Genomic DNA, 15,276 nt, shown 5'->3' with positions numbered 1-15,276 from the left:
AATATGAATAAAATTGTATTTTTCAAATAAATCACCTCAATAAACATGAAAAATCCACCCAAAACATGAGTGGATTCTATTATAAATCAATATCGAAAAATAATTTTCAAGGGAAGCCACCCTTCGTTCATCCGTTTTTGCATACGCATCTAATGACTTATCTGTTTTAAGGCCTAGTAATACTCTTACAGATTCTTTTTGCCACCCTCTTTCATTCAATAGCCAATCTGAAAGTGTTTTCCTGCCTGATTTAACCGATAGTTTTTCTGGAAAATCCAGTTCTGCAGCCATTACTTTTAACCAGGCATTCATCTTTTGATTTGACTTAATCGGGAGGTTTTCCCATCCACCATATTTAGTAATAATGTCATCTACTTCTTTAAAAAAGGGTACTTTGGCAAAAATTTGAGTCTTGATTCTTTCCCAATAAATCCATTCTTTGCCATCAATTCCTTTAACGATTGCTTTCTGGTATTCTTCTTTGATATTTTTTAAATCTTGATAATGAAAACCAGTTCTGCAGTAAACAATAAAAACGTCGGCAACTTCTTGGACTGATTTATTTTTAAATTTATGATTTACTAATTTCTCAAATTGTTCTTGATTTAAGTTTATCAAAGGCTTTTCTTTTTCCATTGGAACACGATAGCCAAATAAATTATCCTCGGGTACAAGTTTATGTAACCTCCCCCACCGAGTAACTTGCATAATAGTTTTTGTATGTTTGCGAATGGTAGAATCAGCAAATCCAGCTTCTGATTCCAAATACATTCTATAGTTTAACAAATCTGAAAGTTCAAAGTCCTGAAAATACATTAAATGCTTATTCTTCTTAATAAGATACCCCAACACTTTTTCTCTTACATTTTTATAGGTCACATAAGTTCCATGTGTCCTTTTCGGATCGTTCTGTACTTCAAGTAACCATTTATCAAAACCTTGAATAAAAGTTGGCTCGTCCTGATTTTCATAGCAGAACTTAATTTGTTGTACAGTAAATGGCTTCTTTTTTCTTAGAAAATCATTGTAAATAGCCATTAAATCTGTTTTCATGCTTGATAATTGCTCATTTTTGAAAGTGTAGTGTGGGTCGGTGCGTTTAACTTGTTTGTTGGTAGCGTCCCAGTCATCAATATTTATTTCGATATTAGTTGAACCGAGTTCTGCTCTTTTTCCATCGACTGTAATTCTAAGGTAGATTTTCGCAAATTGAGGGTTTGAACATTTGTGTTTCCAAAATAGAATTTCCATTCTGTTTCTTGATTGTTTTTTTTCATTACGAGTAAAAAAATTAAAGATTGTTTGAACCTTCAAAGTTTATACATAGGAGTTTCAGGGGAGGGCGTTATCAACAAAAGAGGTGTATTTTTGAAAAATGTTCAAAAATTTGTACTGCCACCTCAAATTTTGTGATGCCATCTCGGCTGCCACCTTTTACGCAAAGAATTGGTTAGTAAGATATTGATTAGAAGAAATAGAAAAAGCCTGTCCACACGACAGGCTTCAGGTAGGAGTGTTAGTCAAAATAAACAGTATTGTATATTTGATGGTGGAGAGTATGGGATTCGAACCCATGACCTCTACGCTGCCAGCGTAGCGCTCTAGCCAACTGAGCTAACCCCCCAAAAGAATACTTTGCAAAAGTATCCAATAAGAATTTAGTATACAAAGGGATAAGCAACTTTATTAGAAATTGTACCTTATGCCAAAACCTCCTTGTGGATGTGTGTAAAAGAAAGCAGGAACGAGTTCTATATAAAGTCCTAATTCACCAAACATTGTTAAAGGAGAGTCTGGAATCCCATACTCTATGCCTGCTTCTCCAACGCCTCCAATGCCTGTATTAGGTACTTGCTTATTAGCCAAGGTATACGAGCGTGATGTGATTTGTCCACCAAAACCGTAATAACTTTTGAGACCAGTATTACCCAAGTCCTGATGCCAAAGATAAAGCCCACTGAATGATACACCTGCTCCATCAAAAGCACCATCTCTGTACGGGCTTCTTAGTCCCCAAAGTGCACCATACACACCTGCGTTCAACTCTATTGCATTTCTATCATTATTTAAATAATGACGCACTGTTAAACCTGAGGGGTCTCCTAGCTTTCCACCTATTGCCCACGTTTTGTATTGTGAGAAGCCCGTGAAACTTACTAAAATCAATAAAAAGGCTAAAGCATGTTTTTTCATAAGAAATAAGTTTATGATTTATAAGCTTTTAAAAGACCCATCAAATGAGCGTTCTCATCGGTGGTTCCTACTGAAATTCTTAAAGAGTTATCACATAATTTCACTTTTGAACGGTCGCGGACAATCGTCTTTTGTTCAATTAAGTAATCAAAAACAGCCTTTGCATCTTGGAATTTCACTAATAAGAAATTGGCATCAGATGGAAAAATCTTTTCGACAATGGGTAACTCAGCTAATGAATCAGCTAATAGCTTACGGTTATGATTCAGCGTATTAACGGAATTTGTTACAAAATCAGTATTAGCAATATTCTCTATTAATAATTTTTGTGTAAGTCCGTTAATATTGTAAGGGTATTTTATCTTGTTCAAAAGTTTAATTAGCTCTTCATTTGCAAAAGCCATCCCTAAACGCAACGATGCCAGCCCCCATGCTTTTGAGAAAGTTTGGAGTACCATTACATTCGGAAAGTTATCCAATTCAGGAATAAACGAAGGTTCATCCGCAAAATCATTATAAGCCTCGTCTATGATTACTAAGCCGTGCTCGAAATTATCAATAATCGTTAAAATAGCTTCACGATTGATGATATTACCCGTCGGGTTATTCGGTGAACAAATGAAAATTAATTTCGTCTTCGGATTAATAGCTTCAATAATAGCATCAACATCCAATTGATAATCTTCTGTCAAATCAATCTTTTGAATCTGTACATTGTTCACAGAAGCACTCACTTCATACATTCCATAGGTTGGTGGCAGTATGATGATGTTATCTTCTTTTGGCTCGCAAGTCAGTCTAATAATCAAATCAATCGGTTCATCAGAACCATTGCCAAGGAATATTTGCGAAGGACGACAGCCTTTGATAGGCGCTAATTTTTCTTTAATAGCAGACTGATAAGGGTCTGGGTATCTGTTCCAATTTTCGGGCGTAGCCGAACCGATTGGGTTTTCGTTGGCATCTAAAAAAATCCCTTCTTTCCCTGTATATTCATCACGAGCAGAAGAGTAAGGAGCAAGACTAAGAATATGTTTACGAACGATACTTTGTAAGTTAAATGTCATAGTTTAAATAATTTACATTCTAATTTTTACCGCATTGGCATGAGCATTCAAGGATTCTGCCTCAGCCATTTCAATAATTGTCTTTCCGAGGTTTTTAATGCCTGCCTGAGTAATATGCTGTACCGTGATTTTCTTCACGAAGCTATCCAGACTTACGCCTGAATACGCTTTTGCATAACCGTTGGTCGGCAAGGTATGGTTTGTGCCAGAAGCATAGTCTCCAGCAGATTCAGGGGTATAGTTTCCTAAGAAAATAGACCCTGCTTGATAGATACTCTCTGATACTTCTTCGGCATTGGCTACCGATAAAATTAAGTGTTCGGCAGCATATTCATTCAACAAGGAAAGGGCAATCTCTTGGTTTTCTACCAAAATAGCCCGACTGTTTTCTAGGGCCTTCGAAGCAAATTCTGCTCTTGGTAATACTGCTAACTGTTTTGTTAGCTCATTATTTACTTCGTTAATGATGTTTTCAGACGTTGAAACCAACAATACCTGTGAATCTATCCCATGTTCTGCTTGTGATAGTAAATCAGCCGCTACAAAAGCTGGATTGGCAGTATCATCTGCATATACCGCTACTTCTGATGGCCCAGCAGGCATGTCAATAGCAATACCTTCTTTGTTTACCAACATTTTGGCAGCAGTAACATATTGATTACCCGGACCAAATATTTTATACACTTTGGGGACTGACTCTGTTCCGTAGGCCATGGCAGCAATGGCTTGCGCCCCTCCTATTCGATAAATTTTAGTAATGCCACAAAGCGAGGCAGCATACAAAATAGCTGGGTGGTTGGATGGTGTACATAATACGACCTCTCTACATCCTGCAATTTGTGCAGGAATACCCAACATCAATACCGTTGAAAACAACGGAGCTGTACCTCCAGGAATATATACCCCAACTTTATCAATGCCTACTGTTTTTCGCCAACAAGTAACGCCCTCCATCGTTTCAATCTTTTCAGGAACTGTTTTTTGTGCCTCATGAAATTTATGAATATTACGATAAGCCTGATGGATGGCTTGCTTTAAATCGTCGGAAAGTAAATCAGCAGCCTTTTCAATTTCTTCTGAAGGCATTTCTATGGATGCTAGGTTTACTTTATCGAAAGTCAAAGCAAAATCACGAAGGGCAATGTCACCTTCGGTTTTTACTCTATACAAAATGGGAGCTACTCGCTGCTCAATCACAGCAATATCCTGTGTTGGACGCGTAAGTAAGGCTTGATAATCAGACTCTTTGGGATATTTTATAATTTTCATGGAAACTAATAAATCATTTTTTCAATCGGCATCACTAAAATACCTTCAGCACCTGCTTCACGGAGTTTTTCGATATTTTGCCAAAAGTCATTTTCGTTAATTACTGAACTCATCGCCGACCAACCTGCTTGTGCCAATGGAATAATAGATGGCGACTGCATACCAGGTAATAATTTACTGATGGCTTCGATATTCTCATTTTTAGTGTTCAACACAACATACTTATTATTCTTTGCTCTTTGAACAGCGTCAATTCTAAATAATATCTGATTAAGGATGTCTTGTTTTTCTGCTGAAAGTGTCGGGCAACCAATCATGATGGCTTCTGAGCGGAATATTACTTCTACTTCTTTCAATCCATTGCTCAACAATGTACCTCCAGATGAAACAATATCACAAACTGCATGTGCTAAACCAATGCTAGGAGCAATTTCTACAGACCCTGAAATTTCATGTATATGTGACGTAACACCATGTTCTTTGAGATAACTTCCTAAAATGATTGGATACGACGTTGCAATGTCTTTCCCTTCTAAATCCTCAATGCCTTGATATTCATCACCACGCGGAATAGCAATTGATAAACGGCATTTAGAAAAACCTAATAGTTTTACTTCCGATACATTTTTATTGCTCTCTACATGAACGTTTTGTCCGACAATACCTATATCAGCTACGCCGTCTTCCACATAGCCGGGAATATCGTCGTCACGAAGAAACAAAAATTCTGCTGGGAAGTTTGAAGAAGTTGCTTTTAACTTTCCTGCTCCATTATCAAACTTGATTCCGCATTCTTTGAAAAGATTGAGGGAATCCTCACTTAAGCGTCCAGATTTCTGAACGGCAATTCTTAAATTTTGAGTCACTTGTCAGTTATTTATAGTCCACAATGCTAACTTTTCCTAAAAATTATTAATACTGATTGTTTTTGATTTAGGTAAATTGTTAACGGACTGCAAAATTACGGAATCCAGTTTAGCTTTTGACGGCTTTTCTGTAAATTGTCAATAAATCATTCATATTTCTTACTCAACAAGTCTAATAATGAAAAAACTTATCTTGTGGCTATTGCTAATTCCTGTTTTTAGCTACGCTCAAAAATCAGATTCTCCATATCCATTTACCATCGCTCAAGACAGTGCCTACATTCGTGAAAATTATCAGAAAACAGAATTTATGGTTCAAATGCGTGATGGAATCAAGCTTTTTACCCAAGTATATGCCCCAAAAGACCAAAGTAAAAAGTATCCAATTTTGATGCAGAGAACTCCCTATACTTGTTCCCCTTACGGTGCTGATAAATACAAAAAAAGAATTGGTCCAAATCCATTCATGTTAAGAAGTAATTACATCGTTGTTTATCAAGATGTAAGAGGACGTTGGGCTTCGGAAGGCAAATTCGTAGAAATGACCCCACAAGTTGATATAAAGAAAGGTAAAACAGACATCGACGAGTCGTCAGACACGTATGATACAATCGAATGGCTTATCAAAAATATTAATAATAATAATGGCAAAGTAGGACAATGGGGTATTTCTTATCCGGGCTTTTTTACTTCTGCGGGTGCTATTTCAGAACATCCAGCCCTCAAGGCGTCTTCACCACAAGCCCCAATGGCAGACCTTTGGCGTGATGATGCTTTCCATAACGGAGCATTTATGATAGCGGCAAATTTTGGTTTTTATAATTTCTTTCAAGAACAAACTAAGCCTACTACCACTCGCCCACCTGTATATTTTGAAACGAACAATCCTGATGGATATGATTTTTATCTGAATGAGGTAAAAACGACCAAAAACTCTGAAGATGGTTTTTATAAAGGACGCAATGTATATTACCATGAAAATTTTGAACACCCAGATTATGACGAACATTGGAAGAAAAGAAATATTCTACCTCATCTAAAAGGTATCAAACACGCCGTGATGGTTGTGGGTGGCTGGTATGACGAACAAGATTTATACGGTACATTTAATACTTATAAGGCTATTGAAAAGCAAAACCCAAACATCAAAAATATTTTTGTAGTAGGTCCTTGGGTACATGGTGGCTGGGCTGGTTCATCAGGACAAATGTTGGCTGATGTTGATTTTGGCTCGAAGGTATCGCCTTATTATCAAGAAAATATTGAGGCAAAGTTCTTTCATCACTATTTAATAGATGATTCTAAACCGCTTGATTTGCCAGAGGCTACTCTTTTTGAAACGGGTACTAACAAATGGCGTTCTTTTGATACATACCCTGCTAAAGGGACACAAGAGAAGCTATTGTATTTCCACCCTAATGGCAAATTATCATTTACTGCTCCAACTGTAGAAAAATCATCATCGGCTTATCTTTCAGACCCAAATCATCCCGTACCTTTTTCGGCTAATGTAAATGATGGTTTTTCTGCTAATTATATGGTGGAAGACCAACGTTTTGCCTATGCTCGACCAGACGTTCTATCATTTTCTACCAATGTACTAGAAAAAGACATTACACTTTCTGGACAAATTGAGGCGATGCTTAAAGTATCTACTACGGGTACTGATGCCGACTGGGTCGTAAAAGTAATTGATGTGTACCCAACTGATGCACCAGAAAATCCGAAAAAACCAAATGTAGTCTATGGAAACTACCAGCAGTTAGTGCGTTCTGAAATTATTAGAGGGAAATATCGTGATAATGTTTCGAAACCAAAGCCTTTTGTTCCTAATCAAGTAACGAATGTAAAGGTAGAGTTACAGGATGTATTACATACTTTTAAAAAGGGGCACAAAATAATGGTGCAAATCCAAAGTTCATGCTTTCCTTGGGCTGATAGAAACCCTCAAAAATTCATGGATATTTTTAAAGCTGTACCGAGTGACTATCAAAATGCTACACAAAAGGTATATCACCAGAAAGCGGTGGCTAGTTATTTAAAGGTAGGAGTATTGGAGTAAATAAAAATATCCTCTAAGTGTAAATACTTACATAAAAAATCCGTAGTATTGAGATATGCTACGGATTTTTTATTGAAATAGCTTGAAAACAAAAAAAGCAGACTTACAAAGACTGCTTTTTTGAATTACACTTCATCAACAAACTAAAAACCAAATAAAACTACTTGATATCTTGTAGTCAATCTGATAATTTGAGAATAAAGGTAACAATAAAATTGTGCTTTGACAAAAATTTATCCTCAAAATATATCAAATAATTGGCTGTAGGAGAAGGATTCGAACCTCCACGGTGTGATTAGGTAAAGTACAAAGTCTGGTGGTCAACCCCAGTCCATCTTGCGATGGGCATTACACTTACTTTATTTCATGTTCACCACCCCCGAGACAGGAGGGTACGTCTGCCAAATTTCATCACCCTACAGTGTGGTTGTCATGTGTTTCTTTCAACTTGACAATGCAAAGTTATGTAGCTTTTTAATGTTTTACAAATTTTACATAAAAAAAACTTAAAATTTACATTCTATTCAATTATTGTAGTGATTTATTTAAAATATGTTAATAATTTCTTTTTGAAAGTATTGTTTTTTATGAAATTTTAAATTTTATTTGAGTCTAAATACTTAAGCTATGGAAAAGAATGTCGAAATCGACGAAACTGATTTAAAAATTTTAGGTCTTTTGATGCAAGACGCCACCATGCCTTACACAGAAATTGGCAAAAAAATCAATGTTTCTGGTGGAACCGTCCATGTAAGGATGGGGAAAATGGAACAGGCTGGTATCGTAAAGGGTTCACAATTGGTGATTGACCATACCAAATTGGGATGGGACATTGCTGCTTTTCTAGGTATTTATTTAGACAAGAGTTCGTTATATGCAGAAGTAGCCGAGCAATTGATTAAAATACCAGAGGTAGTAAGTATAAATTACACGACAGGTATTTATTCTATTTTTGCAAAAATTGTTTGTAGAGATACTGTACACCTTAGAGAGGTATTACATGATAAAATTCAAAAAGTACAGGGAATACAACGAACAGAAACCTTTATTTCTTTAGAAGAAAGTATCAACCGTTCTGTCCCTTTTAGCTATAAAGGATAGCCATTAAGCATAAATAATCAAAAATATATAAAAGCCTTTTTAGAAAAATTCTAAAGAGGCGAACTTTTCTTCGATTTTTTGGCTTATTTTTGTAGGATAATTACTACCTACAGCAATGGCAAAAGAAGAAATTGATATATTAGAGGAGGTTACCTCCTCCGAATACAAGTATGGTTTTGAAAGTCACTTCGAAACAGACGAAGTGCCAGCAGGTTTGAGCGAAGACGTAATCAGATTGATTTCAGTAAAGAAAAATGAACCAGAATGGATGCTTAATTTGAGACTAAGTGCTTATCGTACTTGGTTAACAATGGAAGAACCGAAATGGTCTAACGTGCATTACACTCCTGTTGACTATCAGTCAATTAAATATTATTCGGCTCCAAAGCAAGCTAAAGTATTGGAATCTTTAGATGATATTGATCCAGAATTGCGTGCTACATTTGAAAAATTAGGTATTTCATTAAACGAACAAAAGCGTTTATCGAATGTTGCAGTAGATGCCGTAATCGACTCGGTTTCAGTAGCTACTACTTTTAAAGCCGATTTAGCGAAAAGAGGCATCATTTTCTGCTCGATGTCGGAAGCAATTCAAGAACACCCTGAATTAATCAAAAAATACTTAGGCTCTGTAGTGCCAGTAAAAGATAATTTCTTTTCTGCCTTAAATGCGGCTGTATTTACGGATGGTTCATTCTGTTATATTCCTAAAGGTGTTCGTTGCCCAATGGAGCTTTCTACGTATTTCCGTATTAATGCTGCTGGTACTGGTCAGTTCGAACGTACTTTAATCGTAGCAGATTCAGGTTCTTATGTTAGTTATCTAGAAGGTTGTACCGCTCCACAACGTGACGAAAATCAATTGCACGCAGCGGTAGTTGAAATTTTTGCACATGAAAATGCAGAAGTAAAATACTCTACCGTACAAAACTGGTATCCTGGCGATAAAGAAGGTAAAGGAGGTATTTATAACTTTGTAACCAAACGCGGTATTTGCGATGGTGCAAATTCTAAGATTTCTTGGACACAAGTAGAAACAGGTTCAGCTATTACATGGAAATATCCTTCTGTTATTTTGAAAGGGGATAATTCTATTGGTGAATTTTATTCAGTAGCGGTTACCAATAATATGCAACAAGCGGATACTGGTACTAAAATGATTCACATTGGTAAAAACACCAAATCAAGAATTGTATCAAAAGGTATTTCTGCTGGTAAATCTCATAACTCGTATCGTGGATTAGTAGAAGTGATGAAACGTGCAGACAATGCTCGTAACTTCTCTCAATGTGACTCTCTATTGATGGGCGACCGTTGTGGAGCACACACTTTCCCCTATATTGAAGTTAAGAACAAAACGGCTACCGTAGAACACGAAGCGACTACTTCTAAAATTGGTGAAGACCAATTGTTCTATTGTAACCAACGTGGTATTTCTACTGAAGCTGCCGTAGCCTTAATTGTAAACGGTTATGCCAAAGAAGTATTAAACCAATTGCCAATGGAATTTGCAGTAGAAGCTCAAAAACTTCTTGCGGTATCGCTTGAAGGTTCAGTTGGATAGATGATAAAATTTAGATATTTAGGGAAAAGCTACTGTTTACGCAGTAGCTTTTTTTATGCCCCATACATTTTATGCTTTTAAATCGACACTTCTTTTTAGGTAATTGAAAAAACCTATTTATCTTTAGAATAAGAATTTGTACTTGAAAAGATTTTTATATGAAGCTGTTTAAACTTTCCCTTTCGGGTTAAACTAAGTCTTTTAGAATAGCTTGTTCCAAAATTTACTCAACGTAGCGATGCTATGCTTCGAAAATTTTGAAAAAATCAATTCAAAAATACAATGCTTTCACCTCAGAAACGGAAAGCTTAAACAGCTTCTATTTTAAATACACAACTCAACAACATTTTTGTGAAAACTTTATCGAAAACACTACTTCTTCTTTTGACGATTTGCTTGTATGCTCAATCGTCGTTTACTCAAAAAACGAAAGAACCTGCCTCCTTACAGGAAAGGATGCAGTGGTTCCAAGATGCCAAATTGGGCGTATTTATTCACTGGGGTATTTATTCGGTAAAAGGTGTTGATGAAAGTTGGAGTTTTTACAATAAAAAAATCAGCCATAAAGACTACATGAGTCAGTTAAAAGGCTTTACAGCTAGTAAGTATAATCCAGAAGAATGGGCTTCGCTTATTAAAGAAAGTGGTGCTGGTTATGCCGTACTAACTACCAAACATCACGATGGTGTAGCATTATGGCCAACCAAAGAAAATCATTATAGTGTGGTGAAAAATGCTCCGGCTCAAAGAGATTTATTAAAACCATTTTATCAAGCGCTTGATAAATATGGTATCAAGAAAGGAGCCTATTTTTCTTTGATAGACTGGAGTCATCCAGATTATCCTGCTGTTACTCGGGATAGTAATCGTTATAAAATGCAAGATGACCCTATACGTTGGGAAAGATTTCAACATTTTTTTCAAGCGCAAATCGCAGAATTAAATGCTAATTATCGTCCAGATTTATGGTGGTTTGATGGCGAGTGGGAACATAATGCCAAAGAATGGCAAACTGAAAAAATCAATACGAATATTTTGCAGGCTAACCCTTGGGCAATTAGTAATGACCGCCTTCTGGAATATGGAAACTATGAGACTTATGAACAGACCATTCCGCCTACCAAACCAAAGAAATTTCCTTATTGGGAAGCTTGTATGACTTCCAATTTAAACTGGGGCTATCATCCAGACGATAAAAACTATAAAACGCCCTATCAAGTAATTTCTATCTTTGCCGACGTGATTAGCAATGGTGGAGTATATTTATTTGATATTGGTCCTAAAGAAGATGGAACGATTCCTACTGAACAGGTACATTTATTAAAAGAATTAGGGAAATGGAATAAGAAACATCATGAAGCTATCTTCGGCACGTTGGCTGGTATTGAAGCAGGGCATTTCTATGGACCAACTACCATGTCTAAAGATTCTACAAAGTTATATTTGTTTCTCCAGCCTAATAGCAATGGACAAGTGATGTTAAAAGGCTTGGATAATACTATCAAGAAAATCCGTGTGGTTGGGACAAATCATCTATTGACGCATCAGGTACAAAGTAAAATGACATGGGGTAATGTTCCAGGAATTGTATTTATCAATGTACCAGCAACAGTAAATGACCAATATATGACAGTGTTGGCATTGGAATTAGACAAGCCCTTGAAGATATATAAAAGCGATGGCGAAAAGTAATAATAAAAACCTATTTAAACTTACCTAAGCTATTTTATCAGAGGAAGCCTAAAAAGAGCATTTTGACGGTACTTTATAATGCAAACATGAAAAAACGATTTAATTATTCTTATATTACTATTCTTCATTTGCTGTCTTTGCTATTAATAGCAAGCAAATTTTATAGCGTAAATGCACAGGCAATTAATATTAAAAATGATGTATTTTGGAATACCACAGACGAACAACCTATAAATAGTCAGGGAGGAGGCATTTTTAAGTTTACTGACCCCATTACCAAAGAAAAAAAATATTACTGGTATGGTGTTCATTACAAAGAAGCGGATATTTACCGTAACAATCCATCTGTCACACTCCCTTCTGCTACGTTTGAATCTGTAACCTGTTATAGTTCTACCGATTTAGTCAACTGGACTTTTGAAAGTGATGTGATGACCCGAGATGAATTAAAGAAGAAAGATCGTGAGCGTAGAACATGGGTTGGTCGTTTAGGCGTAGCGTATATTCAGGAGTTACATCAATATGCGATGTTTGTTCAGCATGGCAACGAGGTATTGATTACTGTTTGTGATACGCCAACGGGACAATTTACGTGGCATCAACAAATAAATATGAAGGAGATGATTGGGACATCAAACACGGGTGACCAAACAGTATTTACGGATGAAGACACTGGAAAATCATATCTTATTTATTCTTATGGCAAGGGTCGAAACAAAATATATGTTTCTGAAATTGGCATTAAGGAGGGAATGGTTAACCTATTAGATTGTAAGGAAGTTTTTCAAGGAGAAAACCGTGAGGGGAATTGTATGTTTAAATATAAAGGCAAGTATTACCTCAATGCTTCTAATATATATGGTTGGGATGCCTCATTGGCTTACTACTTAGTAGCAGATGACATCAGAGGGCCTTATGAGAATAAAAAAGGGATGTTGGTGATGAATGGGTCTTCCGATGATTATGCACATGTTACACAAACGGGTTTTTTCTATACTATAAAAGGGACTAAACAGGAAACTGTAGTTTACTGTGGTGATAGGTGGGCTAATTTCGCAGGAAATGGTTTGGGGTATAACCAATGGTTTCCGATTTCATTTGATGGAAGCGTACCGTATTTTAATTCGCTTAGTTCATGGAATATAAATCCTACTACAGGCGAATGGAGTGTGGCTACTGACAACAATTATGCAAAAAACGGCAGTTTTGAAGCAGACCGAAAAAATATTCCTTCTCCAGTTAAGCCAGTACAATTACAATTAACAGGTTGGGATACTTCAGTAATAGAAGGTAATAAAATTAGCCTTGACACTACTAGCTCACCGATTTTGAACCATAATAATAGTGAAAACGAAAGGAAAGTTGTTGTTGGAGAGAAAAGTCTTGCGATAAGTGATAAGATAAATTTCAAGCGAAAAGTATATCAGGTAATAACCTCCTCTCCTTTTGTAAAGTTAGAAAAAGGTAATTATACCTTAATTGCCAAGGTAAAGAATAGCAGTAGCTTTGATAAACTTGAAATGTATGCTACTAGCAATGACAAAACTTTTAAGGTTACATTTAAAAAAGAAAATACAAGCTGGAAAACGATTAAGATTGAAAACATAGTCATCAAAAATGGGAAGATAGAAATTGGCTTTGAGGCTGAAGGTGCTGCCAATGCTTTTTGTTATGTTGATGATGTATTGTTGTTGAAGAACTAATAAGTTTATTTATATAAACATGAGTTACTCCGAATTTTAAAATCACAAAAAAACGGTCTATAAACTAATTTAGACCGTTTTTTTATGATTGATGTACACCGAATTCCTACTGTTTGAGCGGAGCGAGGCGGTTCGCCGCTGCGATTAGGAATTCTTGATTTTCTTTTGTTACTTTTCTTTTATCAAGAAAAGAAAAGTAAGGACAAGACGATAATACTTACAAATCCTCCAAAACTCATTATTTTATGAGAAAATTCGGGATGTCTCATGATTGTAGTATTTTATTTACCTTTAGGCTTTTCATCTTTTTTAGCATTTTCTTTGCTAAAGATGGCTTCTAATTTCTTGCCTAATGCTTCTCCTCTCAGGTTTTTAGCAATGATTTTACCGTTAGGGTCTAATAGTAAGTTTTGCGGAATGGCCTGAATACCATAGAGTTTAGCTACTTCATTATTCCAGAATTGTAAGTCAGAAACCTGAGTCCATGTTAATTTATCATCATGGATAGCTTTCAACCATTTTTCTTTCGCATTTGGTTGGTCTAAAGAAACACCAATAATATGGAAACCTTGGTCTTTGAATTCGTTAAATACTTTTACCACATTTGGGTTTTCTCTTCTACACGGTCCACACCAGCTAGCCCAAAAGTCTATTAAAAGGTATTTACCTCTCAATGAAGATAGTTTTACAGGTACACCCAATGTATCATTCTGCGTAAAATCCAATGCTTCTCTTCCGATACCCGTAAGTTTAGCAGTCGTAATTTTTTCTTTAAATTCAACCCCTGCTGGTGATGATTTTAATCTAGCAGGCAATAAATTAAAAAGAGGTTCTACTTTTTCAACAATGATTTCATATCCTGCAAAAGTCTTTAATGAATAAAGTGCTATTGGCGAACTTGGATTTTTCTTGATATAGCTACCATATACGTTTTCTCTTTGTATTTCATCCAATGAATCAATAGAAGCCTCTACCCTATCCATCGCCGCTTTTTCTTTATTTTTTGAATACTCTGAGTATTTTTTATAAAGTACCTCAAGCTTACTTTCATAAGGTTTTGAAGCAAGGTTCAATTTTTCAAACTCGATATGTGATTTTGAACCTTTCACGCTAACATTTGAAAACGAATCCACACTTGCTACAGTAATAATACCTGGCTCAAGGAAAACAGCTGCTGTATTCTTTTGAGCAAATTTAGCTTTTTTGTTCGCTGTATTTTTTGCGGTGAATTGTACTCTTGTAGCTTCTTTCAAAGACAACTTGAACGAATATACACCTTTAGCAACCAAAGAACTATCTGTTACTCTTTTGCCATTTGCGGCATAAGTAGCATATACGATATCGATGGTATCTTTAACATTTTTAATCGTACCTTTTACTTGAATAGTAGGTTTTGCAGGGCTTTGTGCATTTGTTAATAAAGGTAATGCACATAAAACTGTGAAAAATAGTTTTTTCATGAAGAGGAATTTTAGTTTAAATTATTGATGAACGTATAACGTCAATAAGAAATTATATTGAACAAATATAATAGGTATAATGTATTTACACTAGAGATTTAGTAGTTAAATCAATTTTCTCTTTCTTAAATTCTTATCGCTAGGCAGGGACTTAAATCCTAACGATTGCCCGCATCTTTTAAAAAAGTTGAAATAAAGATATAATTATTGATAAAATTGGTTCAAATAGGCTTAAATCACCTTTCGAGCCGAGCTTTGGTAGCCTCATGTCACAGTCTGACCACGTGAATCTCTTATAC

11 protein-coding genes and 1 tRNA gene are annotated in these 15,276 nt (G+C 35.8%); 5 read left to right on the top strand and 7 right to left on the bottom strand.

Features of this window, described 5'->3' with window-relative positions; translation table 11 throughout:
- Nucleotides 1–36: 36 nt before the first annotated feature.
- The 6 genes from VB264_RS22460 to hisG form a co-directional block, all read right to left on the bottom strand.
- Nucleotides 37–1,251, bottom strand: coding sequence for a phage integrase SAM-like domain-containing protein (locus tag VB264_RS22460; RefSeq protein ID WP_323253222.1), 1,215 nt, complete (start codon nt 1,249–1,251; stop codon nt 37–39).
- Between the two features lie 296 nt (nt 1,252–1,547).
- Nucleotides 1,548–1,624: transfer RNA gene (locus tag VB264_RS22455), tRNA-Ala, on the bottom strand.
- A gap of 62 nt (nt 1,625–1,686) precedes the next feature.
- Nucleotides 1,687–2,193, bottom strand: a complete 507-nt coding sequence (locus VB264_RS22450) for a hypothetical protein (RefSeq protein ID WP_323253220.1) — start codon at nt 2,191–2,193, stop codon at nt 1,687–1,689.
- Between the two features lie 11 nt (nt 2,194–2,204).
- A complete protein-coding gene (gene hisC, locus VB264_RS22445) occupies nt 2,205–3,260 on the bottom strand; it encodes a histidinol-phosphate transaminase (RefSeq protein WP_323253218.1) in 1,056 nt (351 codons plus the stop codon).
- A gap of 12 nt (nt 3,261–3,272) precedes the next feature.
- Nucleotides 3,273–4,529, bottom strand: a complete 1,257-nt coding sequence (gene hisD / locus VB264_RS22440) for a histidinol dehydrogenase (protein ID WP_323253216.1) — start codon at nt 4,527–4,529, stop codon at nt 3,273–3,275.
- A gap of 5 nt (nt 4,530–4,534) precedes the next feature.
- Nucleotides 4,535–5,395: an ATP phosphoribosyltransferase gene (gene hisG / locus VB264_RS22435; protein WP_323253214.1), complete on the bottom strand. Its 861-nt coding sequence runs from the start codon at nt 5,393–5,395 to the stop codon at nt 4,535–4,537.
- A gap of 178 nt (nt 5,396–5,573) precedes the next feature.
- Here hisG and VB264_RS22430 point away from each other — a divergent pair, with 178 nt between their 5' ends.
- The 5 genes from VB264_RS22430 to VB264_RS22410 all read left to right on the top strand — a co-directional run bounded on the left by VB264_RS22430 (nt 5,574) and on the right by VB264_RS22410 (nt 13,517).
- Nucleotides 5,574–7,457 (top strand): CocE/NonD family hydrolase, encoded by a 1,884-nt coding sequence (locus VB264_RS22430; RefSeq protein ID WP_323253212.1) that lies wholly within the window; start codon nt 5,574–5,576, stop codon nt 7,455–7,457.
- A 627-nt stretch (nt 7,458–8,084) separates the two neighbouring features.
- A complete protein-coding gene (locus tag VB264_RS22425) occupies nt 8,085–8,558 on the top strand; it encodes an Lrp/AsnC ligand binding domain-containing protein (protein WP_184133370.1) in 474 nt (157 codons plus the stop codon).
- Between the two features lie 115 nt (nt 8,559–8,673).
- On the top strand, nt 8,674–10,122 hold the full coding sequence (gene sufB, locus VB264_RS22420; protein ID WP_323253209.1) for a Fe-S cluster assembly protein SufB: 1,449 nt from the start codon (nt 8,674–8,676) through the stop codon (nt 10,120–10,122).
- 351 nt (nt 10,123–10,473) lie between these two features.
- Nucleotides 10,474–11,814 (top strand): alpha-L-fucosidase, encoded by a 1,341-nt coding sequence (locus VB264_RS22415; RefSeq protein ID WP_323253207.1) that lies wholly within the window; start codon nt 10,474–10,476, stop codon nt 11,812–11,814.
- Between the two features lie 86 nt (nt 11,815–11,900).
- Nucleotides 11,901–13,517, top strand: coding sequence for a family 43 glycosylhydrolase (locus VB264_RS22410; RefSeq protein WP_323253205.1), 1,617 nt, complete (start codon nt 11,901–11,903; stop codon nt 13,515–13,517).
- A 281-nt stretch (nt 13,518–13,798) separates the two neighbouring features.
- Here the strand turns inward: VB264_RS22410 and VB264_RS22405 are convergent, their stop codons facing one another.
- Nucleotides 13,799–14,977 (bottom strand): TlpA disulfide reductase family protein, encoded by a 1,179-nt coding sequence (locus tag VB264_RS22405; RefSeq protein WP_323253203.1) that lies wholly within the window; start codon nt 14,975–14,977, stop codon nt 13,799–13,801.
- Nucleotides 14,978–15,276: the final 299 nt, after the last annotated feature.

Source organism: Arcicella aquatica (genome assembly GCF_034928825.1).
Lineage (GTDB): Bacteria > Bacteroidota > Bacteroidia > Cytophagales > Spirosomataceae > Arcicella > Arcicella aquatica.
Note: the sequence above shows the minus strand (reverse complement) of the source record. Positions and strands in the feature narration are given on the sequence as shown.